At 41.2% G+C, this 21,957-nt stretch carries 18 protein-coding genes; 6 read left to right on the top strand and 12 right to left on the bottom strand.

Translation table 11 applies throughout. The features are described 5' to 3' along the window. Positions 1-35 precede the first annotated feature (35 nt). On the bottom strand, positions 36-968 hold the full coding sequence (gene mdh / locus SJY38_RS01005; RefSeq protein WP_004587919.1) for a malate dehydrogenase: 933 nt from the start codon (positions 966-968) through the stop codon (positions 36-38). Positions 969-1,193: 225 nt separating this feature from the next. Between mdh and argR the strand changes: the two genes are divergently transcribed. After that, positions 1,194-1,661: a transcriptional regulator ArgR gene (argR, locus tag SJY38_RS01000; protein ID WP_004587918.1), complete on the top strand. Its 468-nt coding sequence runs from the start codon at positions 1,194-1,196 to the stop codon at positions 1,659-1,661. Here the strand turns inward: argR and SJY38_RS00995 are convergent. The 11 genes from SJY38_RS00995 to ampD all read right to left on the bottom strand — a co-directional run bounded on the left by SJY38_RS00995 (position 1,658) and on the right by ampD (position 16,978). Next, the gene (locus tag SJY38_RS00995) at positions 1,658-2,557 is read right to left on the bottom strand and encodes a Dyp-type peroxidase (RefSeq protein WP_377109119.1); all 900 of its coding nucleotides are present in this window, start codon (positions 2,555-2,557) and stop codon (positions 1,658-1,660) included. The two genes, argR and SJY38_RS00995, sit on opposite strands and share 4 nt — an antisense overlap. Positions 2,558-2,600: 43 nt before the next feature. Continuing rightward, complete coding sequence (locus SJY38_RS00990) at positions 2,601-3,647, bottom strand: ABC transporter ATP-binding protein (protein WP_377109118.1); 1,047 nt, start codon at positions 3,645-3,647, stop codon at positions 2,601-2,603. Further along, positions 3,648-5,279, bottom strand: a complete 1,632-nt coding sequence (locus tag SJY38_RS00985) for an ABC transporter permease (protein WP_377109117.1) — start codon at positions 5,277-5,279, stop codon at positions 3,648-3,650. After that, positions 5,279-6,283 carry an extracellular solute-binding protein gene (locus SJY38_RS00980; RefSeq protein ID WP_264390570.1) on the bottom strand — a complete coding sequence of 335 codons (1,005 nt, stop codon included), beginning with the start codon at positions 6,281-6,283 and terminating at the stop codon, positions 5,279-5,281. The genes SJY38_RS00985 and SJY38_RS00980 overlap by 1 nt, the downstream gene beginning before the upstream one ends. A 775-nt stretch (positions 6,284-7,058) precedes the next feature. Continuing rightward, positions 7,059-7,745 carry a tRNA-uridine aminocarboxypropyltransferase gene (locus SJY38_RS00975; RefSeq protein WP_029773351.1) on the bottom strand — a complete coding sequence of 229 codons (687 nt, stop codon included), beginning with the start codon at positions 7,743-7,745 and terminating at the stop codon, positions 7,059-7,061. A gap of 378 nt (positions 7,746-8,123) precedes the next feature. After that, positions 8,124-9,551, bottom strand: a complete 1,428-nt coding sequence (gene lpdA, locus SJY38_RS00970) for a dihydrolipoyl dehydrogenase (protein WP_377109116.1) — start codon at positions 9,549-9,551, stop codon at positions 8,124-8,126. 175 nt (positions 9,552-9,726) lie between these two features. Beyond that, positions 9,727-11,637, bottom strand: a complete 1,911-nt coding sequence (gene aceF / locus SJY38_RS00965) for a pyruvate dehydrogenase complex dihydrolipoyllysine-residue acetyltransferase (RefSeq protein ID WP_377109115.1) — start codon at positions 11,635-11,637, stop codon at positions 9,727-9,729. Between the two features lie 10 nt (positions 11,638-11,647). After that, positions 11,648-14,314 (bottom strand): pyruvate dehydrogenase (acetyl-transferring), homodimeric type, encoded by a 2,667-nt coding sequence (aceE, locus tag SJY38_RS00960; RefSeq protein ID WP_377109114.1) that lies wholly within the window; start codon positions 14,312-14,314, stop codon positions 11,648-11,650. 90 nt (positions 14,315-14,404) lie between these two features. Next, positions 14,405-15,154, bottom strand: a complete 750-nt coding sequence (gene pdhR, locus SJY38_RS00955; RefSeq protein WP_004588597.1) for a pyruvate dehydrogenase complex transcriptional repressor PdhR — start codon at positions 15,152-15,154, stop codon at positions 14,405-14,407. Between the two features lie 404 nt (positions 15,155-15,558). Then, on the bottom strand, positions 15,559-16,410 hold the full coding sequence (ampE, locus tag SJY38_RS00950) for a beta-lactamase regulator AmpE (RefSeq protein ID WP_273606790.1): 852 nt from the start codon (positions 16,408-16,410) through the stop codon (positions 15,559-15,561). Positions 16,411-16,423: 13 nt separating this feature from the next. Continuing rightward, entirely contained in the window at positions 16,424-16,978 is a 555-nt protein-coding gene (gene ampD, locus SJY38_RS00945) for a 1,6-anhydro-N-acetylmuramyl-L-alanine amidase AmpD (RefSeq protein ID WP_377109113.1), read from the bottom strand. A gap of 215 nt (positions 16,979-17,193) precedes the next feature. Between ampD and nadC the strand changes: the two genes are divergently transcribed. The 5 genes from nadC (at position 17,194) to coaE (ending at position 21,882) form a co-directional block, all read left to right on the top strand. Continuing rightward, on the top strand, positions 17,194-18,039 hold the full coding sequence (gene nadC, locus SJY38_RS00940) for a carboxylating nicotinate-nucleotide diphosphorylase (RefSeq protein WP_377109112.1): 846 nt from the start codon (positions 17,194-17,196) through the stop codon (positions 18,037-18,039). Positions 18,040-18,513: 474 nt separating this feature from the next. After that, a complete protein-coding gene (locus SJY38_RS00935) occupies positions 18,514-18,960 on the top strand; it encodes a prepilin-type N-terminal cleavage/methylation domain-containing protein (protein ID WP_377109110.1) in 447 nt (148 codons plus the stop codon). 46 nt (positions 18,961-19,006) lie between these two features. Beyond that, positions 19,007-20,227 carry a type II secretion system F family protein gene (locus SJY38_RS00930; RefSeq protein WP_377109109.1) on the top strand — a complete coding sequence of 407 codons (1,221 nt, stop codon included), beginning with the start codon at positions 19,007-19,009 and terminating at the stop codon, positions 20,225-20,227. Positions 20,228-20,357: 130 nt separating this feature from the next. After that, complete coding sequence (locus SJY38_RS00925; protein ID WP_377109108.1) at positions 20,358-21,260, top strand: prepilin peptidase; 903 nt, start codon at positions 20,358-20,360, stop codon at positions 21,258-21,260. Between the two features lies 1 nt (position 21,261). Then, entirely contained in the window at positions 21,262-21,882 is a 621-nt protein-coding gene (gene coaE / locus SJY38_RS00920) for a dephospho-CoA kinase (protein ID WP_377109107.1), read from the top strand. Positions 21,883-21,957 lie beyond the last annotated feature (75 nt).

Genomic DNA, 21,957 nt, shown 5'->3' with positions numbered 1-21,957 from the left:
TGCATAAGCAGGCTTTTTTGTGCATAACTTGGCTATTACGCCATGAAATCAACACCTTCTTTGATGTCTTTTTTCAGAGTTTCAAGCATGTCGTTTTTAGCTTTTTCTTCAAATGCGCTTAGCTCGCCGTAAGAAAGAATTTCTTCTACGCCGTTTGTGCCTAAACGTACTGGGTGAGCAAAGTACTCTGCATCGCCATTTTCAACAGCAACGTATGCGTAATCTACTACGTCTTCACCTTGTAGGCCTTTAACTAAAGACATACAAAAACGTGCTGCAGCAGCACCCATAGATAATGTAGCTGAACCACCGCCCGCTTTAGCATTTACTACTTCAGTACCTGCATTTTGGATGCGTGGAGTAAGTGTAGCTACTTCTTCTTCAGTGAAGCTTACGCCTTCAACTTGAGAAAGTAGAGGAAGAATAGTTGTGCCAGAGTGGCCACCAATTACTGGTACTTTAACAGTTGCTACGTCTACGCCTTTAAGCTCAGCAACAAATGCTTCTGAACGAATTACGTCAAGCGTAGTGATACCGAATACGCGCTTAGCGTCGTAAGTACCTGCTTTTTTGAATACTTCAGCAACAATTGGCACAGTGCCGTTTACTGGGTTAGTGATAACACCCACTAACGCTTTAGGACAGCTAGCAACAATGCCTTCTGCTAATGTTTTGATGATACCTGCGTTTACGTTAAATAAATCCGCACGATCCATACCTGGTTTACGTGGCATACCCGCTGGGATAAGTACGATATCACACCCTTCAAGCGCTTTATTTAAATCGTCTGCGCCAAAACCTGCTACTTTAACATCTGTAGGGATGTGAGATAGGTCAACCGCAACACCTGGTACAACTGGTGCAACATCGTAAAGTGATAATTCAGAACCAGCTGGTAAGCCTGTTTTTAATAATAAAGACAACGCTTGACCGATACCGCCTGCAGCACCTAATACAGCAACTTTCATTGGAATTCTCCGTAATTTGAGGTAGGAAATATTTGTGGCTCTTAAGATAATGAAATTAGCGACTAAAAACAAATTTATCCTGCTTATTTCAGGTATATTTTCGACCATAGTTGTAAACTTTGTTGGTTTATCGCAGCAAACTGGCAAGTTAACTAAACAACTGCTGCATAATTATTCATTTTTGTGTAGAATTTGCATTATAAATAACAAAAATGAATAAAGACTATGCAACCACAAGACAAACAAGAAGCGCTGGTAAAAGCGTTTAAAGCACTTTTAAAAGAAGAGAACTTTGGCTCGCAAGGCGAAATAGTCGAAGCATTAAAAGAGCAAGGCTTTGACAATATAAGCCAAAGTAAGGTGTCGCGCATGCTTAGCAAGTTTGGCGCTGTGCGTACCCGTAATGCTAAACAAGAAATGGTTTATTGCCTACCCGCAGAAATGGGCGTACCGACTGCTAAAAGCCCACTACGTCAGCTTGTTATTGATATTATGCATAACGAAATGATGATTATTATAACCACCAGCCCAGGCGCTGCGCAGTTAATTGCCCGCTTATTAGACTCACTAGGCAAAGCTGATGGTGTATTGGGCACAATTGCCGGAGATGACACTATTTTTATTGCGCCAGCAAAAATATCTGAAATAGACATTACACTAGAGCGCGTACGTATTTTATTTGATACGGTTTAAAGCTGTTTTAAAAAACTAACTGACGGCGCAAAAAACGCTGAGCCCATATCGGCTTGAGTAAAATCAAGCCAGTGGTCGTAACACTCCCCTTTTCCTATGCGGCTGTTAAGTACCTTTTCAAACGCACTTCCCGATGCTGAGCATGTAATACCTAGCATGCCTTGCTCGTAAACATCGCCATACGGCATGCTTTGGTTAAGCAGTATAGCTTGGCCGCTCTCATCTTTTAGCTCACTTCTAGTCGCGTGGCTAGTATCTACCTTAGGCTCAATTAAAGTGTTATCTAAACGCGTGCGCCCCATAATATGCTCTTGCTCGCTTAGTGATAAATGCTGCCATACGCTCAGGTCATGCTTATAACGCTGTACATGAATATAGCTGCCTTGGTGTTCAAAGCTGTCGGGGTTATTAACCAGTGCCGTGATTCGTTTTTGGCGTCCATGCGGGGTGTCGCCTGCATAAATAAAGCCGTTAAAGTCTCGCCCATCTAAAAACCTAAAATTGCGAATTTGTTCAACCAGCTCTACATCGGGCGAAAACAACTTTAATATTTGCAATGCAAAAAGGTGATTAACATCTTCTCGGTCTGAGCGAATTTGTATGAATAAATCACATGGCTGTACGCGCATAACAAAATCACTGTGATTTATATTAGGAAAGCTTTGCAGCTCGCTTGGGATATATTCAGGTAGTATATGCGGCCAATATTGCGCGCCTATAGCCACCATGCAAGAGAGCATGGCTTCGGAAAACTGATCACTGAACTCTTCTTCAATTGCGCTTACGCGCTTAAGCTTTGCGCGCAATGACTCGTCTTGACCATCAAATACATTAAAAAATAAATGCAAACCGTGTAAGTTTGCTTCAGCACAAATCCCAGATTGCGCTTGCGCCATTGTTATTCCTTAGCTTTATAAAACACAGCGAATAACACATTTGTTATGATTCGAAAAAATTCACCGTGTGAGGTTTTATTTTTATTATAACCTGCTCATTTATTTCAAATGACTGGCCATATTGTGCGGCAACTTCAATCTCTTGCTCTGCAATTACAACAGTGTAAACATAAGCCGAGCCTATAAACCGACGGCTTAAAATGCTCACACCTTGAGGGTTATCGGCCTGCGTATTTTGCGCAAGCTCAATATGGTGTGGACGAATATACACCTGCCCTTTCATTGCACTGTGCGTATGCTCATGCTGCGATTGCACGACACCAAAAGGCGTTGTGTATTCAGTTGCCGTTAACACTTCTGCGCCTAAGTATATGCCCTGACCCAGAAACTCTGCAACCTCCTTTGTCTTTGGCACGGCAAAAAGCTGCTCTGGTGTACCTTGTTGGGCTATTTTTCCTTGGTGCATAATGGCTAGCGTGTCTGAAAACGCAAAGGCTTCTTCTTTTGAGTGGCTAACAAATACCGCAGAAACCTGCTGCGCTTTAATAATGCGCCTAATATCAGCAATTAACTCAAAACGTACTTGTGTATCTATGTTCGAAAAAGGCTCATCAAGAAGCAATAAACTAGGCTTATAAGCCAAAGCCCGCGCAATAGCCACGCGTTGCTGCTGGCCGCCCGAGAGCTGATGAGGGTAGCGTTTTGCACACCCCGTTAAATGCACTAGCTCTAGCATTTCCTCTACCCGTTGCTGTTTTTGCGCTTTGCTTATTTTACCCAGCCCAAACGCAATATTATCGGCCACACTGAGGTGCGGAAACAGGGCATAATCTTGAAACATCATCCCTATATTACGATGCTCTGGTGATACAAATGTATGCTTATCGCTTACACATTTACCGTCTATAAATACACTACCTTCATTTATTTCAATAAGGCCTGCAATTGCTTTTAAAGTGGTTGTTTTACCGCAGCCGCTGGCCCCGAGCAAACACACAATTTCGTCTTGACCCACCGTTAAATCTAAATTGTGTAGCACGTGCGTGCCACTGTAGTGATAACCCACACCTTGTAAATTTAAACGGCTCATTTAACTGCGTTGCTCCATAGAACGATTAATAAAATACAAGGGGATCAACCCAACCAAAACAATAAATAAAGCGGAAATAGAAGCAAGCTCAAGCTGCTCATCGCTCACATATTGAAATACATGTGTGGCTAAACTTTCAAAGTCAAAAGGCCTTAATAGTAATGCGGCTGGCAGCTCTTTCATACACTCAATAAATACAAGCAATGCAGCTGTTAAAAGACCTCGACGTAATAAAGGAAGGTGCACTAAGCGCAGTGTTTGCCCTTGGCTTTTACCCATAGATTGGCTAGCCATATCCAGTGATGGACTAATACGTACAAAGCTCGATTCTATAGCACCGTGCGCAATGGCATAAAAGCGCACTAAGTAAGCCAGTATAATAGTGATAATGCTACCGGTTAGTAATAAACCTATATCTAGGTTGTAGCTCTCAAGGGCTGTATTTATTGAGTTTTCTAATGCGCTAAGCGGTAATAACACAGCAATAGCCAGTACCGTACCTGGCAGTGCATAGCCGGTGCTCGCTAAGCGACCAGGTATTAAAGAATAGCCTTGCTTTGCCACACGCTGATAAAAAACAATGAGTGTAGCGAGTATTATGCTGACTACGCTTACAATAATAGCTACTTGTAAACTTTGCCACGCGTAACTAAAAAATGCCGTGTTCCACGCTTTATCAAAGTAAGTTATTGCATAATTTAGCAATACCAACATAGGTATAATAAAAGCAATGAGCAAAATAACACTGCAAAATGACGTAGCCAGCCATGCATGTTTACCTTTAAGTTTGTATAACGACTCGCTATTAACACCTGATTGACGCTCAAACACGGCTTGGTTACGCCGACTAAAGCGCTCGGCCATTAAAGCTAAAAACAGTAGTAACAACATAACGCCCGATATTTTCGCTGCAGCCGTGAGTGAGTAATAACCAAACCATGTATCGTACACCGCGGTGGTTAAGGTGCTCACTGCAAAGTAACTTACCGTTGCATAGTCGGCCATGGTTTCCATGCTTATGAGCGCAAGGGCTGCCACAATTGAGCCACGAGAAAGCACTATACTTACCTTAAAAAAGCTTTGCCAAGGCGATAAACCCATTAATTGACTAGCTTGCACTAACTTAAATGACTGCTCTCGCAATGCGGTTTTAAAAATTAAAAATAAATACGGATACAGCACAAGTGCAATCATTACAATAGCGCCGGGCAAAGTGCGAATATCAAAAAACCAATAATCCGTTGGCGAGTGCCAATCAAACCAGTCTCTTAGGGCTATTTGCACAGGGCCAGCGTAATCTAGCAAATCGGTATACACATAGGCTATTAAATAGGTAGGCATTGCAAGGGGCAGCATAAGCGCCCATTCAAATTGCTTTTTTCCGGGGAAGGAGCAATATGCACTGAGCCAACCAAGCGGTAGCGCAATTGCACAGCTAAGCAGGCATACGCCAAAAATCAGCAGTACGGTGTTAGTAATATAATCCCACAGCACGGTATCCCACAGATGAGAAAATACCTCTGAGTCGCCTTGTAAAGATTCATATATAAGAAAAAACAGCGGGGCCGACAATAAAAGCCCTGTCGACCAAGCAAAGAGCTGCCATTTAGACAGCTTAAATATAAAATTCATTAAAGGTCGAACTTCACCTCATCTATTAGCTTAAGGGCTAACGGACGATATTTACTGATCTCATCAAGTGCCAGGCCATCTTCTTTAAAGCTTCCCCAAGAGGCGACTAAACTTGATAGCTCAACGCCTTGCTTAACCGGGTACTCCATATTTACAGAGGCATACATATTTTGTGCTTTGGTTTCGCTCATAAACTCAATAAGCTTAAGGGCATTATCAGGGTTTTTTGCATATTTAGTAATGACAGCACCCGAAACATTTATGTGTGAGCCGCGGTTTTGCTGATTAGGAAAATTAATATAAACAGACTCAGCCCACGCTTTTTGCTCGTCGTCTTGAAGCATTTTGCCAAGGTAGTAACTATTACCTAAAGCAAGATTACACAAACCTTCTTTTACTGCTTTTACTTGCGCGCGATCGTTACCTTGTGGCTTACGTGCTAAATTAGCTTTAACACCTTCTAACCATATTTTAGTTTTTGCCTCGCCGTGATGAGCAATCATCGAAGCAACTAAGCCAAGGTTATAAGGATGCTTGCCAGAGCGTGTACAAATTTGTCCTTTATACTGTGGGTTAGCCAAATCTTCATAGGTGAGTTTAGGTAATGCACCTAGGCGCTCTTTTGATGAATACACATTACGAACCCGCTTAGTTAATGCCACCCACTGCCCGTCGCTATCTCTATACGACGCAGGAATATTGTTTTTAATGCGATCACTTTTAATACTTTGCGTTAAATTTAGGTCTTCTAGCTGAATAAGCGCACTAAAGTTAGATGTTAATACTAAATCGGCTTTACTGTGTTTTCCTTCACGCTTAACACGCTCTATTAACCCTTTTTTTGCAAAAACCACATTCGTTTTAATGCCTGTTTGCTTAGTGAAGTCAGTTAAAATAGGTTGAATTAAAAACGGTTGACGAAAAGAGTAAATATTAACAACATCGCTCGCAAACGCAGGCGAAGCGCTAATAATACAAGTAAGTATAGCCAGTGCAGTTCTCATATCAATTTACCTAAATAGTAATTATTTACAGGGGATTTTATCGTGATAAGTGAAAATATACACTCTTTACATAAATGTAAATAAGTAATTAATGACCAAAAGGGAAATACCGCGTAAGACATCTCTTACAGAGCTGACAGCTAATGAGTAAAAAAACCTATAACAACCCAGCAAAAACAATGTAAGCATCTGTTTTTATTTAATTTGTTATAAACACTCATTTTTTATAAGTAAATCCATAGCCGTTTTAACCTATTTTAGTTGCACCAGCACGCTACAATTACTACATCAACCAAGCAGTGATGCTTATCGAGTAAAAGGAAATGGACTGCTTACTCGAACAACCAATGATTAGGTTACTACGGACAACACGGAAATTAGGACAGGCTCAGGATGAGTATCGCAATGGATTGTTGCACAAAGGAACGTATCAGGACGATACAGCAAGGATAACAACAGCGGATAGTTGTTTAACTGGATGTGACAGGAATTAAATGGACAGGCCCTTGAGGCAACACAATGGAATTGTAAATTAATGGACTGCACTAGGATGTGCCAAAAGGAATAGGTAATAGTTTTTACCACTACAGGATGTACAGGGATTTAAAGGAGATAGGCCCGGATAGCCTAAATTACATAGAACTAAAAAGTAATATCGTAATCACATGGATAAGTAAAAATTGGAGTTGATTAAGTTCAATTGCAGGATGCAAAATTAGAAGATTCCGCAAGCGCGCCTAGAGATAGAGCGCGCTTTTCTTTGCCTAAAATTAAGTTACTGCGGCCTGCCCTTATTTCGCTTACCAAGTAAGTACGCATCACGAAATTTTATAAAGTGCTGTTCAAGCTTTAAGGCGGCATCTTGCTCACCTGCGAGCGCTAACACCATAATGCCTACCTCAGCAGTGCCTAACTGGTATGCGTGAGGTGCAACGCGTAAACGGTAATCTGATAGTTTATCAGCGGTGATCGACAACACCGGTAAATTATCTAGATACGGGCTTTTGCGGATCATTTTTTTAGCTTCGCGCCAGGTGCCATCTAAAAATATAAATAATGGCTTTTTGCCAGGTTCAATGTTTACTTCGGTGGTTGCCCTGCCCGGCTCTACATCTTCAGCTGGAAATATCACCATAGGTTGATAATCAGCGTTGTTTAATAAAGCTAATAGCTCAGCGCTTGGCTCTGTTCTGTCCCATCTAAATGCATAGTTGTCAGGGACTATTTCAGCAATTAAACGCCCTGTGTTTGACGGTTTAAAACTTTCATTATGATACATTAATAAACACACGCCAGCATCGCACTGCGCTTGTTCTACCCCCTCACATATACAGTAATGCTTAGCAATTAAACACTGCTCACAGCGATCCATTTTGCCGCCACGGGCATTAAATTCGCGGCGCGATTCGCTGATTTGCTGAGCACGCAAAACTAATACTGAGTTATGTTGGGGATTTTTCAAGGGGGCTATTACCTAAAATTTGTTCGGCGCGTATTGTAGCTAAAATAAAAGGGAATAGATATCAGCTATCAGCTATCAGCTATCAGCTATCAGCTATCAGCTATCAGCTATCAGCTATCAGCTATCAGCTATCAGCTATCAGCTATCAGCTATCAGCTATCAGCTATCAGCTATCAGCTATCAGCTATCAGCTATCAGCTATCAGCTAGAAATTTTGCTCATATTAACTTACGTGTCAAGACGAGCTTCTCTTAAACTGACCGCTGACGACTGACGACTGACGACTGACGACTGACGACTGACGACTGACGACTGACGACTATAAAAACAAAAAACCCAAGCCGAGGCCTGGGTTTTTAAACAGTTAACTAAAAGAGTTTACTTCTTCTTTTTAACTGCTTTTTTGTTTGGTAAATCAGTGATTGAACCTTCAAAAATTTCAGCTGCAAGGCCAATAGACTCGTTCAATGTTGGGTGAGCATGAATAGTAAGCGCTAAGTCTTCACCGTCTGCGCCCATTTCAACTGCTAAGCCGATTTCGCCAAGCATTTCGCCTGCGTTAATACCAACCATAGCACCACCGATTACACGGCCACTGTCTTTATCAAAGATAAGCTTAGTTTGACCTTCTGTACGTGCAGATGCAATTGCGCGACCTGATGCAGCCCACGGGAATACCGCAGTTTCAATGCTTAAGCCTTGCTCTTTTGCTTCTTTCTCAGTCACACCTACCCATGCGATTTCTGGATCAGTGTAGGCAATTGAAGGAATACATTTAGGGTCGAAGAAGTGCTTCTGACCAGAGATAACCTCTGCTGCAACATGGCCTTCGTGTACCGCTTTATGCGCAAGCATAGGTTGGCCAACTAAATCACCAATTGCAAAAATATGGTCTACGTTAGTACGTAATTGCTTATCAACATTAATAAAGCCACGCTCATCAACATTAACACCTGCTTTATCAGCATCAAGTAAGTTACCGTTAGGCGTACGGCCTACAGCAACAAGTACTTTGTCGTAACGTACTGGCTCAGCTGGTGCGTTTTTGCCTTCAAAAGTAACGTATAAGCCATCATCTTTCGCTTCAACGCCAACAACTTTAGTAGAAAGCATAACATTGAATTTTTTGTTTACGTATTTTTGGTAAACCTTGATGATATCTTTATCCGCAGCCGGAACTAACTGATCTGCAAATTCAACTACATCAATATCAGAACCTAGTGCGCGGTAAACCGTACCCATTTCAAGGCCGATAATACCACCACCTAAAACAAGTAGTTTCTCTGGTACGTCTTTAAGTTCTAATGCGCCAGTTGAATCAATTACACGGTCATCTTCTGGGATGAACGGTAAGCTAACTGGTTGAGAACCTGCAGCAATGATTGCGTTATCAAATGTAATAGTTGTAGTGCCGTCAGCACCTTCAACGTCTAAAGTGTTGCTGCCAGTGAATTTACCGTAACCTGGTACAACTTTAACTTTACGCATCTTAGCCATGCCGTCTAAGCCACCTGTAAGCTGGCCAACAACCGACTCTTTCCAAGAGCGAATTTTGTCTAAATCAATTTGCGGAGCGCCAAAAGTAACACCGTGAGATGACATTTCTGCAGCGTCATCAATCACTTTAGCCACGTGTAAAAGTGCTTTTGAAGGAATACAACCAACATTAAGACATACGCCGCCTAATGTTTCACGCGATTCTACTAATGTAACTTCTAAGCCCAAGTCAGCAGCACGGAAAGCCGCAGAGTAACCACCAGGACCACCGCCTAGTACAACAACTTGAGTTTTTAATTCGTTGCTCATGCTATTACCTTAATTGTTTGAACGGGACACTGCCCTAAAATTTAACTGCCATGTTTCTGCATGGGCAGAAAATCAGAGCAATTCACAAATAGTGCAAAGATTGTATCATTGCATATAGTAAAAATCCCAGCTAAAAACAACTGGCTGGGATTTGATTTTGTTCATATTGTAGTGATTACATCACTAGTTGACGTATGTCGCTCATGTAGCTAGCAAGCGTTGCGGTAAAGCGTGCAGCTAGAGCACCGTCAATCACACGGTGATCGTACGACATAGAAAGCGGAACCATTAATTTTGGTTCAAAGTCTTTACCATTCCACTTAGGTTTCATTTCAGATTTAGATACACCTAAAATAGCCACCTCTGGTGCATTAACAATCGGCGTAAATGCCGTACCGCCAATACCGCCTAGGCTTGAAATAGTAAAACAGCCGCCTTGCATATCAGATGACGTTAACTTACCTTCACGCGCCTTTTTAGAAATATCCATCAGCTCGCGAGATAATTCAATAATGCCTTTTTTGTCCACATCTTTAAATACTGGAACAACTAAGCCATTTGGAGTATCTACTGCCACACCAATATTGATGTACTTTTTAAGGATAAGGCTTTCACCGTCTTCAGACAATGACGAGTTAAACGTTGGGAACTCAGCAAGTACTTTCGCTACCGCTTTCATCACAAACACAAGTGGTGTGATTTTAACGCCAAGCTTTTTCTTCTCGCTTAACACGTTTTGTTCTTTACGGAACACTTCAAGGCTGGTGATATCAGCTTCGTCAAACTGTGTAACATGTGGGATTTGCAACCAGTTACGGTGTAGGTTTTTACCCGACAGCTTTTGAATACGCGATAGTTTTTTCTCTTCAATTTCACCAAATTTAGCAAAATCTACTTTCGGCCAAGGAATTAAGCCAAGCTCACCACCGCCCGCATTGCCTTTACCAGCAGGTAATTGGCCTGATTCAACTTGCTTAACTAGGTTTTTAACATAGTTTTGCACGTCTTCTTTAACTACGCGGTTTTTACGCCCTGAGCCTTTAACGTTTGCTAAGTTAATACCAAACTCACGCGCTAAACGACGTACAACTGGCGATGCATGAGCATACGCGCTGTTGTTTTCAAAGCTTTCGTTGCTTGCTTTAGCCGCAGGTGCTGCTTGAGCTGGCGCAGACTCGGTTTTTGCAGGTGCAGCCGCTGGCTTTTGCTCAGCCGGGGCTGCTGCTTTTGCTGGCGCACTACCTGCAACTTCAAAAACAAACACAAGTGAGCCAGTTTTGACTTTATCGCCAGCGGCCACTTTAATTTCTTTAACGGTACCAGCGAACGGGGCTGGTACTTCCATTGCCGCTTTGTCGCCTTCAACGTTTAAGATAGATTGCTCTTCTTCAACCGTATCGCCAACAGCAACCATGATTTCAGTTACTTCAACTTCATCATCGCCAATATCAGGCACGTTTACTTCTTTTGTGCTTGGCTCGGCGCTTTGAGTAGTCTCTGCTGGCGCAGATTCTTGCTTTGGCGCATCTGATGCAGGTGCACTTGAGCCAGCTACTTCAAAAACAAACACTAAAGAGCCTGTTTTTACTTTGTCGCCTTCGGCTACTTTAATTTCTTTTACAGTACCGGCAAAAGGAGCTGGTACTTCCATAGATGCTTTATCGCCTTCAACACTTAAAATTGACTGCTCTTCATCTACGCTGTCACCAACAGCGACCATGATTTCTGTTACTTCAACTTCGTCGTCACCAATATCTGGTACGGTTACTTCTTTAGTTGAAGAACCTGAAGCTTCTGCAGGTGCAGATGCCTCAGTTTTAGCTGGCGCTTCTGGCTCACTTTGTGAACCTGACTCTTCGCCTTCAAAAATCATGATTAACGACCCTGTTGTTACCGTGTCGCCTTCGCTTACTTTAATTTCTTTGACTGTACCTGCTTGCGCAGCAGGTACTTCCATTGATGCTTTATCGCCTTCAACGGTTAGTAGCGATTGATCAACATCTACTTTGTCGCCAACGCTTACTAAGATTTCGGTTACTTCTACGTCATCGCCACCGATATCTGGTACATTAATTTTAATACTCATTGCAAACCTCTTATGCGTACAGTGGATTTAGTTTGTTTGTGTCAATGTCGAACTTTTTAATTGCTTCAACAACCACTGACTTTTCAACATCACCACGTTTAGCAAGTTCAGATAACGTAGCAACAACCACGTAGCTTGCATTAACTTCAAAGTGACGACGTAAGTTTTCACGGCTATCAGAGCGTCCGTAACCATCTGTACCAAGCACTTTATAGTTGCTGCTTGGAATAAATGAACGCGCTTGCTCTGCGTAGTTTTTCATGTAGTCGGTCGCAGCAACAGTCACTGAATCCTTTAATACGCTAGTGATGTAAGGCGTTTTTTGCTCGCTTTCTGGGTTAAGCATGTTGAAACGCTCAACGTCTTGACCGTCACGGGTAAGCTCATTGAATGATGTTACTGAGTAAACATCAGAAGCAATACCGTACTCTTCGCTTAAAATGGCTGCAGCTTTGCGCACTTCAGTCATGATAGTACCTGAGCTTAATAGCTGAACGTTGGCTTTTTTACCTTCGTAGCTTTCAAGCTTGTAAATACCTTTACGAATACCTTCTTCAGCGCCTTCTGGCATTGCTGGTTGATGGTAGTTTTCGTTCATAAGCGTTAGGTAGTAGTAAATGTTTTCTTGGTTTTCACCGTACATACGACGAATACCATCTTGAATAATTACCGCTACTTCAAATGCGTACGTTGGGTCGTAAGAAATACAGTTAGGAACCGTATTTGCAAGAATATGGCTGTGGCCATCTTCGTGCTGTAGACCTTCACCATTTAGTGTGGTACGACCTGCTGTTGCACCTAATAAGAAACCACGTGCTTGCTGGTCACCCGCCATCCATGCCATGTCGCCAACACGTTGGAAACCAAACATAGAGTAGTAAATGTAGAATGGGATCATAGGTAAATCGTTAGTGCTGTAAGATGTTGCAGCAGCTACCCATGATGACATTGCACCTAGCTCGTTAATACCCTCTTGAAGTACTTGGCCTGATGTAGCTTCTTTGTAGTAAGAAACAATATCGCGGTCTTGAGGGGTATAGTTTTGGCCATGTGGATTGTAAATACCGATTTGACGGAATAAACCCTCCATACCAAATGTACGTGCTTCATCAGCAATAATTGGCACAATGTTTTTGCCAATGCCTTTGTCTTTTAGTAACACGTTAAGTGCACGTACAAAGCCCATTGTGGTAGAAATATCACGTTTTTGCTCTTCAAGTAGCGGCTTAAATGCGTCTACTTCTGGCAGTTTTAGCTCTTCAGTAAATTTAGGAATACGTGTAGGTGTGTAACCTTTAAGTGCATCACGGCGTGCGTGTAAGTACTTGTATTCTTCCGAACCTTCTTCAAGCGTTAAGTATGGAAGATCTTTAATTTGCTCTTCTGATACTAAATCTTGTAGGCCTAAACGGTCACGTAAGTGTTCAACATGGCTCATGTCCATTTTTTTCACTTGGTGCGCAATGTTTTTACCTTCAGCCGCTTCACCCATGCCGTAACCTTTTACAGTTTTAGCAAGAATTACGGTAGGACGGTCGTTGGTTTGCTCAGCTTTTTTAAATGCAGCATAAAGTTTTGATGGCTCATGACCACCACGCTTAAGCGCAAAAATTTCGTCATCAGTCATATCTGCAACAAGTGCAGCTGTTTCTGGATAACGGCCAAAGAAGTGCTCACGTACGTACGCGCCATCTTTCGCTTTGTATGTTTGGTAATCACCATCAATTGTTTCGTTCATCAATTGTAGTAATTTACCTGATGTATCTTTAGCTAGCAGAATATCCCATCCGCTACCCCATACAACTTTAATTACGTTCCAACCAGCGCCTTTAAATAGGCCTTCTAGTTCTTGAATAATTTTACCATTACCCATTACTGGGCCATCTAAACGCTGTAAGTTACAGTTAATTAAGTAACATAGGTTGTCTAGCTTTTCACGTGCAGCAAAAGAGATTGCGCCGCGTGATTCTGGCTCGTCCATTTCACCGTCACCTAAAAACGCGTATACACGTTGGTTTTTAGTGTCTTTTAAGCCACGGCCGTCTAGGTATTTTAAAAAGCGTGCTTGGTAAATAGACGCAATTGGACCTAAGCCCATTGATACCGTTGGGAACTGCCAAAATTCAGGCATTAGTTTAGGATGCGGGTATGACGGTAAACCTTTGCCATCGACTTCTTGACGGAAGTTATCAAGCTGCTCAGCCGTAAGACGACCTTCAACAAATGCACGCGCATAAATACCCGGAGAAATATGACCTTGGTAGTAAACTAAGTCACCGCCGTCTACCTCATTTGGCGCTTTGAAAAAGTGGTTAAAACACACTTCATAAAACGCAGCTGATGATTGGTAAGACGCCATATGGCCGCCTAAGTCGAGATCTTTTTTCGATGCACGTAATACAATCATGATTGCATTCCAACGAATAATCGAACGAATACGACGCTCAAGGTTTACATCCCCTGGGTACGCCGGTTCTTGATCTACTGGAATAGTATTAACGTAGTTAGTTGTTGTGCCAGTTGGCATATCAACGCCGTCTAAACGGGCTTGCTCTAACACTTGCTCAAGTAAATATTGAGCTCGTTCAACACCTTCTTCGCGCACAACTGATTCAAGAGCTTGTAACCACTCTTGTGTTTCTAGCGCGTCTACGTCAATTTTATTGACTTCAGACATATGGAGGTTTCCTTATGTTTAAAATACGAATGTTGTTAATTTAATACCACGTATACCTAATTTAGTGTGTTCTAAGTACAGCGTATTAGCTTAATTTTGTTTTGTGCGTCTTAAACTACGTTCAATTCGCGAATGCTCTTTACCCGCTTCAAGTAATGCTTCTTCAATAAAGGCTAAATGGGCATTACTTGCTAAACGGGCTTGTTCTGGATTGCCCTCAATTACGGCATCCATTAATAAGCGCCTGTGCTGGGCTAATTGATTGCTAATATCTGGTTTTTTTAATAAAACCGTTAAGTTTTGCAATACATTTTGCTCCAGTAGCGCTTGCATGCCTCGCACTAAGTGAAGTAAAACCACGTTGTGTGAGGCTTCGGCTACACTAAAGTGAAACGCATTAATTGCTTTGGCTTTTAATTGTAAATCGTTATTAACTTGAGCAATTTTATCAAAGCTTTGTTTAACCTTGGTAAAATCGGTGCTGGTACCACGAAGCGCCGCATAATATGCAGCAATCCCTTCAAGTGCATGACGAAATTCAAGTAAATCGAACTGTGATTCAGGATGCTTACTGATCAAATCAAACAGCGGATCAGTGAGTCCCTCTTCAAGCTGATTTTTTACAAACGTGCCACCGCCTTGCCTGCGAGTGACCAATCCTTTTGCTTCTAGCTTTTGGATAGCTTCACGCAGTGAGGGGCGAGACACCTCAAACTGTTTTGCTAGTTCGCGCTCTGGCGGCAGTTTTTCACCTGGCGCTAATGAGCCCTCAAGAATCATATTCTCAAGTTGCTGTAAAATAACATCAGATAATTTTGCTGCTTTAATCTTTAAAGACATTAATCAACGTCCACGTTGCATAAATACTAAAAAGCCTAATTTTTAAGGCCTAGAGCTTGACGATTTACCCAAAAGGTAAATTGGTCATACCAAAAATTTTCAATAAGGTATCAAAAAGGCAAATAACTGTCAATTTACGGGTTATTTGAGCAATTAGAGTAGCGTAACGCATTTTGAACGAAGTTCAAACAATGCACAATTGAGGTTGTTTTATTCAAACGTTAACAAGATGAAAACAAATGGTCTGACCAGAGCGAATTAGAATATTCGCTCTAGTTGAATTTATTGAAGAAATTAATTTTTGAATCAAAGAAGGTCGTAGCTGCGGGTTTACCCCGCGACTAACACCCTCACCCCGAGACTCACCCTAAGCGCGGCGTACATTGCGCGATGTAAAATCGCGACTACGATAAACCGCCAAATAAAGTAAGCAGTGCAATCAGTACTAAATAAAAAAGCACGTTGCGTTTAACTAATTTAATCATACAAGTGGCTTCAATAGCACATCCGTAATAACGCTGTTCTACTTGTTCAGCCGCAAGCGCTGTACACGTAACTACTTTGCGGTTTGGTGTTTTAAAATCCAATACATAATGCAACCAGCAGCTTGTACCTTTATTAAAATTACCAATAACTAAGTAGCCAAAGCTTGCAACACGCGCTGGTAGCCAATCTAGCCAAAATAATAATTTATGCAGCAGCGTAAAACGATTTGCAAACACCACTTTATGGTTTTCTTTAACTAAATCGGCCAACGTACGCACTATTGCATACAACACGGCCCCTGGGGCGCCAAGTATTACAAACCAAAAAATAACGGCGCAATAAAATCTAAAATTAATCCAGGCTAAGGTTTGCCCAAATGTTTCTCCGCCCTCTTCATCCTCTAGGTGTTTTTGCCCCATTTGTAGTGCATATAATGAGGCCGCGGTTTTATCATCCCGCGTTAGTGCATTTAAATACGACTTATATAAAGCACGATGCTTAGCACAACCAAAACAAACTAATAAAACCGCAACATTTATAGCTAACTGCCACAGTACAAAGTCAGAGAGTACATATATAAGCGCAACAGCCACTACCGGCAAAACTAACCAAATTAAAAAGCCAATTGCCGAGCCAAACAACCCGTTTTCACTAAGTAATTTACCCGAGCGATTTAAATAACCATTAACGTAATGACTTATTTGCCAATACTGTGAGCGCGCACCTAAACGCTCAAGTATTAGTGCAATAATTATAGAAACTAAAATCATGATAGCGACTCACTTAATTTGCTTGTTCTAGCCTGCTTATATAAGCAGGCCAATTAAAACTTTCCCCAGGGTCGGTTTTTCGCCCTGGTGCTATATCGCAATGCCCTACTACTCGCTTAGTGGTGATAAGCGGGTAACGAGTCATAATTGCCTTTGTTAGGCTATGTAAGCTGGTGTACTGCGCCTGAGTGTAAGGTGTGGTATCTGTACCCTCAAGTTCAATGCCTATACTAAAGTTATTACATGCGCTTTGCCCTTCATATTCAGATTGCCCGGCATGCCACGCACGTTTATTAAATGGCACATATTGAATAATCTCGCCAGTACGTTTTATAAAACAGTGCGCTGACACTCTAAGCCCATTTAAATCACAAAAACTGGGGTTCGCATTACAGTCAATCTCACCCATAAACAGTGCATCAACGTATTCGGTGCCAAATTGCCCAGCCGGCAAGGAAATATTATGAATTACCAACAGCGAAATATCGGTATTTTCAGGGCGCTCATCAAAATGCGTACACGGCCGCTGTGTTATATTAGCGACAACTCCGCTTGAATCTATCTGCATTATTTTAATACCACGGTATACATAAACTTGATGCTAAAGGATTTATATAAAGAATGATAGCCATTGCGGCTAGCTAACATTCAGCTGCTAGTATTACTTTTAGCAGCCATGCTATATATGTAGGTGTAATAACCCCTGCTCATTTAAAAGCACTTCTATTAGTTATTTAAACATAGTAAAATTTGCTTAATTTATTAACACTTATGAGCCTTCATATGTCAATTTCGCACACGCTTATTACTCAACTTGTCACCCTCGCCTTAGATGAAGATCTAAATTATCAATCAGCACAAGACGGCGACATTACCGCGCAGCTTATTCCACAAAACGAGCACGCAAATGCTAAAGTAATTACCCGCGAAGACTGCGTTTTTTGCGGTAAAGACATCATTATAGAAGTGTTTAAGCAAGTAGATCCAAGCGTTGAAGTAAACGTATTATTAAATGATGGCGACTTTGTGCCAGCAAATAGCACCTTATTTACAGCTAAAGGTTCTGCCCGCGCTATTTTAACTGCAGAGCGTACCGCGCTTAACTTTGTACAAACGCTTTCGGGTACCGCAACCACAACTGCAAATTATGTAAAAGAGCTTAGCGGCACCACAACCCAGCTGCTCGATACCCGTAAAACAATACCAGGACTCAGAGCTCTGCAAAAATACGCTGTTAAATGCGGCGGCGGTGCAAATCATCGTATAGGCTTATTTGATGCGTTTTTAATTAAAGAAAACCACATAGCAGCGTGTGGCGGAATTGATAAAGCAGTCACACAAGCCAAGCAAAACCACCCTACAAAACCCGTAGAAGTAGAGGTTGAATCGTTAAGTGAACTTGAGCAGGCTATTGATGCCGGCGCCGACATAATCATGCTCGATAATTTTAGCGTTGAACAAATTCAGCAAGCTGTGGTCACTACTAATAAGCGCGCTAAATTAGAGGTTTCTGGCAATATGACGCTAGAAACGCTTAAAACTTACTCGCAGGCAGGTGTCGACTTTATATCCAGCGGTGCACTTACAAAAAATTTACAATCAATCGATTTATCGATGCGTTTTGTATAAAAGCACGACAACAATTTAGTTTTATTGATGCTAATTAATTGACAAAACGCATGAAAAGACTTTTAATAATCCAAAAGGCTTACTTTGTAACATTTTGTTAAATAAAGTATCTTTTTTAGAAAATTTTGTGTGCTTTAAGCATAAAAAAAGTGTTAGACTAACCCTGTTGTATTACTTTCTTGAAAAATATAGTAATAAGTAACTGCTTTTTGTTTTAATCTTCAAAAAACACCTAAAAGATTAAAGCAAATGGTCTGTATGTTTCCTATATTTAGTCTACTTTGTGTTTAGGTAGCCTACGCAAGTTGCAACATAATGAACTCACATTTAGCTTTTGTGTTTCATACCTAAGGCTAAAAGTACGTGAAAATTTATTTTTAAGTAAATCTGTAAAGTTAATCAGGTAAATTAAACTTGGCATTTTCGCCACTAATCTGACTATCTTGCAAAACATTATCCTTTAGGAGAGGAAACATGAAAACAATGACTCAAAAACAACAGGGTTTCACCCTAATCGAATTAATGATTGTTGTAGCAATCATCGGTATTCTTGCTGCAGTAGCGTTGCCTGCGTATCAAGATTACACATTAAAAGCGCGCTTTGCTGAAGTAAAAACCTCTGCTGCTTCTGTAAAAACAACCATGGCGCAATGCCTTCAAGAAAACAACAACATCATAGCCTCTTGTGACACATTTGCTGACTTAGGTATTGCAGCACCTGCGGCTAACGATAATTTAGCATCTGTAGCAATCACAGAAGCAACTGGTGTAATTACTGCTACAGGGACTGCTAGCGCTGGCGCTTATACTTATACCTTAACGCCACCAGTAATTGCAGCTGGTGATCCGCCTCCTTCAACTTTTGTTTTCACAGTAGGCGGTACTTGTAGCACTCAAACAAGAATTCCTAACCTTTGTTAATCGCAAATTTATAAAGGGCTTTCAGGCCCTTTATATTTGGTAAAACATGAAAAAAGACAATACTCTACATACTTTTCAGTGGATCGGTGTAAGTGCCCGAGGGAGAAAGCTCGAAGGTGAGCTAACAGGCTCAAGCATTGCTCTTGTCAAAGCACAGCTTAGAAAGCAAGGTATAACCCCATCAAAAGTTAAGCGTAAGCCTAAGCCATTATTTGGTATACAAAGCACTCAAAAAATCACCCCAAAAGACATTGCGTTAGTTACTCGACAAATTGCCACTATGTTAATGGCGGGCGTACCGCTTATTCAAGCCATTGAGATGATAGGTACAGGCTCTACTAATAAAAGTGTAGCTAAGTTAATGGAAACCATTGGCGATGAAGTTAAAGCAGGTCAACCGCTTAACCAAGCGCTAAGAAAACACCCTCGTTACTTTGATGACCTATATTGTGATTTAGTCGCATCAGGAGAGCAATCAGGTGCGCTTGATAAAATATTCGACCGTGTTGCCCTTTATAAAGAGAAGTCTGAAGCACTTAAATCTAAAATCAAAAAGGCGATGTTTTACCCTATCGCGGTTTTGGTCGTGGCGCTTATAGTTACTTCAATACTACTTATATTTGTAGTACCACAGTTCCAGGATATTTTTAACGGCTTTGGTGCACAACTACCTGCCTTTACCTTATTTGTTATTGGTATATCTGAATTTATGCAAGAGTACTGGTGGGTCGCACTAATTACTGTTGTTGTCTCAGGCTATATATTTAAAGAAGCAAGTTTAAGAAGTTTAAAACTCAGAGATGCCACTGATAGAGCTATCTTAAAACTCCCTGTAATTGGTATGATTTTAAATAAAGCCGCTGTAGCCCGTTACGCTCGTACGCTTTCGACCACCTTTGCTGCAGGTGTACCACTTGTTGATGCACTCGACTCAGCTGCTGGTGCATCCGGTAATGCTGTGTATCGTTATGCTATTTTAGATATTAAAGCAGAGGTGAGCTCGGGTAATCAAATGAACTGGGCGATGCGTAACTCTAAAATATTTCCAGACATGGTTATTCAAATGGTGGCCATTGGTGAAGAATCTGGTTCGTTAGATGGCATGCTAGCCAAAGTAGCAACAATTTACGAACAAGAGGTTGATGATGCAGTTGATGGCTTATCTAGCTTATTAGAGCCGCTTATTATGGCTGTGCTTGGTGTGCTCGTCGGTGGCTTAATTGTTGCCATGTACTTGCCAATTTTCCAGTTAGGCTCTGTAATTTAAAAGCATAGCTGTAAGCTGTAGCAAAATTTCAAACGCTAATTAATAGCTTGCAAGATAAATTGAATAGTAAAAACTATTCAACACAGCGAAATAAAATTGGCCTATAAATGGCCTGAAGTTAGGTATTTTAATGGACAATTTTTTTCTTGATATAACCACTGCGATGCAAAGTCAGCAGTGGTTTTATTTAACCACGGTTGGCTTAATTAGTTTATGTGTAGGTAGTTTTTTAAATGTAGTTATTTATCGATTGCCGTTAATGATGCAGCGAGAATGGCAAAGTGAATGTAGATTATTATTAAAAGATGAAATAACAAACAAAACTACACAAGCTAGTAACAGTGAGCCATTTAATTTAGTAAAACCTAATTCTACCTGCCCTAAATGCAAAACCGCGATTAAGCCTTGGCAAAATATTCCTATTATTAGTTGGATCATGCTTAAAGGTAAATGTGCTAATTGCAGTAACCCAATATCAGCGCGTTACCCGATAGTTGAAGCTATTACCGCACTATTAAGTTTAGTTATTGCCTACAGCTTTGGCGCTACTGAGCACGCCCTTTTATATATTTTTGTTACCTGGATTTTAGTAGCGCTCACTTTTATTGATATTGACCACATGCTACTGCCCGATCAGCTCACTTTACCTTTAGTATGGCTTGCGCTCATAGCCGCTGTAATGGGTATAACAATAAGCCCTGGCGATGCGATAGTAGGGGCCGCATGCGGCTATTTAAGCCTGTGGAGTGTATTTTGGTTATTTAAGCTATTAACTGGTAAAGAAGGCATGGGCTATGGCGATTTTAAGTTATTGGCCGTGTTTGGCGCACTGCTTGGGTGGCAGTCGCTATTAACCATTATTTTGCTTTCAAGCGTGGTGGGCGCCATTATTGGTATTGCCCTTTTAAGTATTCAAGGTAAAGACAAAGCAACCCCCATTCCATTTGGCCCCTACTTAGCCATAGCGGGTTGGATAACACTGCTGTGGGGCGCTCAAATTCAAGCTGCGTATTTTAATTTAATTGGTTATTAGTATGAATAAGCCAGCAACTAAAATAAACAATTGGGTATTGGGTTTAACAGGCGGTATTGGCTGCGGTAAAACGGCTGTTAGTTATATGTTTGAAGAACTGGGTATTTGCGTTGTTGATGCCGACATTATTGCCCGCCAAGTAGTAGCGCCTAATAGCACAGGGCTAAATGTAATCATTGAACACTTTGGCGAGGGTATTTTACTACCCGATGGCACATTAAACAGAGCAGCGCTGCGCACTAAAATATTTACCAACAATGATGATAAAGAGTGGCTTAACGCACTATTGCACCCGCTTATTCGGGAAAAAATACTCACCGATTTAAATAATGCAAGCAGTGCTTATGTTGTATTGGTTGCACCATTATTGTTTGAAAATAAACTTAACAAATACTGCAACCGTACTTTATTAATTGATGTACCACAGCCTGTGCAGATTGAACGTACTATAAAACGCGACAATATTAGCCTTGAGCAGGTAAATAGCATTATAGCGTCACAAATGCCACGGGAAGAAAAACAACAAAAAGCCGATGATATTCTAAATAATGACCGCGATTTATCACTTGTTCATGCAGAACTTGTTGTTCTTCATAAAAATTACCTACAATATGCAGTATAAAATACAACTAATGCCCCTTAATGCGGTCATAACAACATAAACTCGTAATTTGGTTAGCAAAAAAGGTGTTGATAA

Origin of the sequence: Pseudoalteromonas sp. R86517 (genome assembly GCF_042466295.1) — a bacterium.
GTDB classification, from domain to species: domain Bacteria; phylum Pseudomonadota; class Gammaproteobacteria; order Enterobacterales; family Alteromonadaceae; genus Pseudoalteromonas; species Pseudoalteromonas atlantica.
This window is presented reverse-complemented; position numbering and strand designations above follow the sequence as displayed.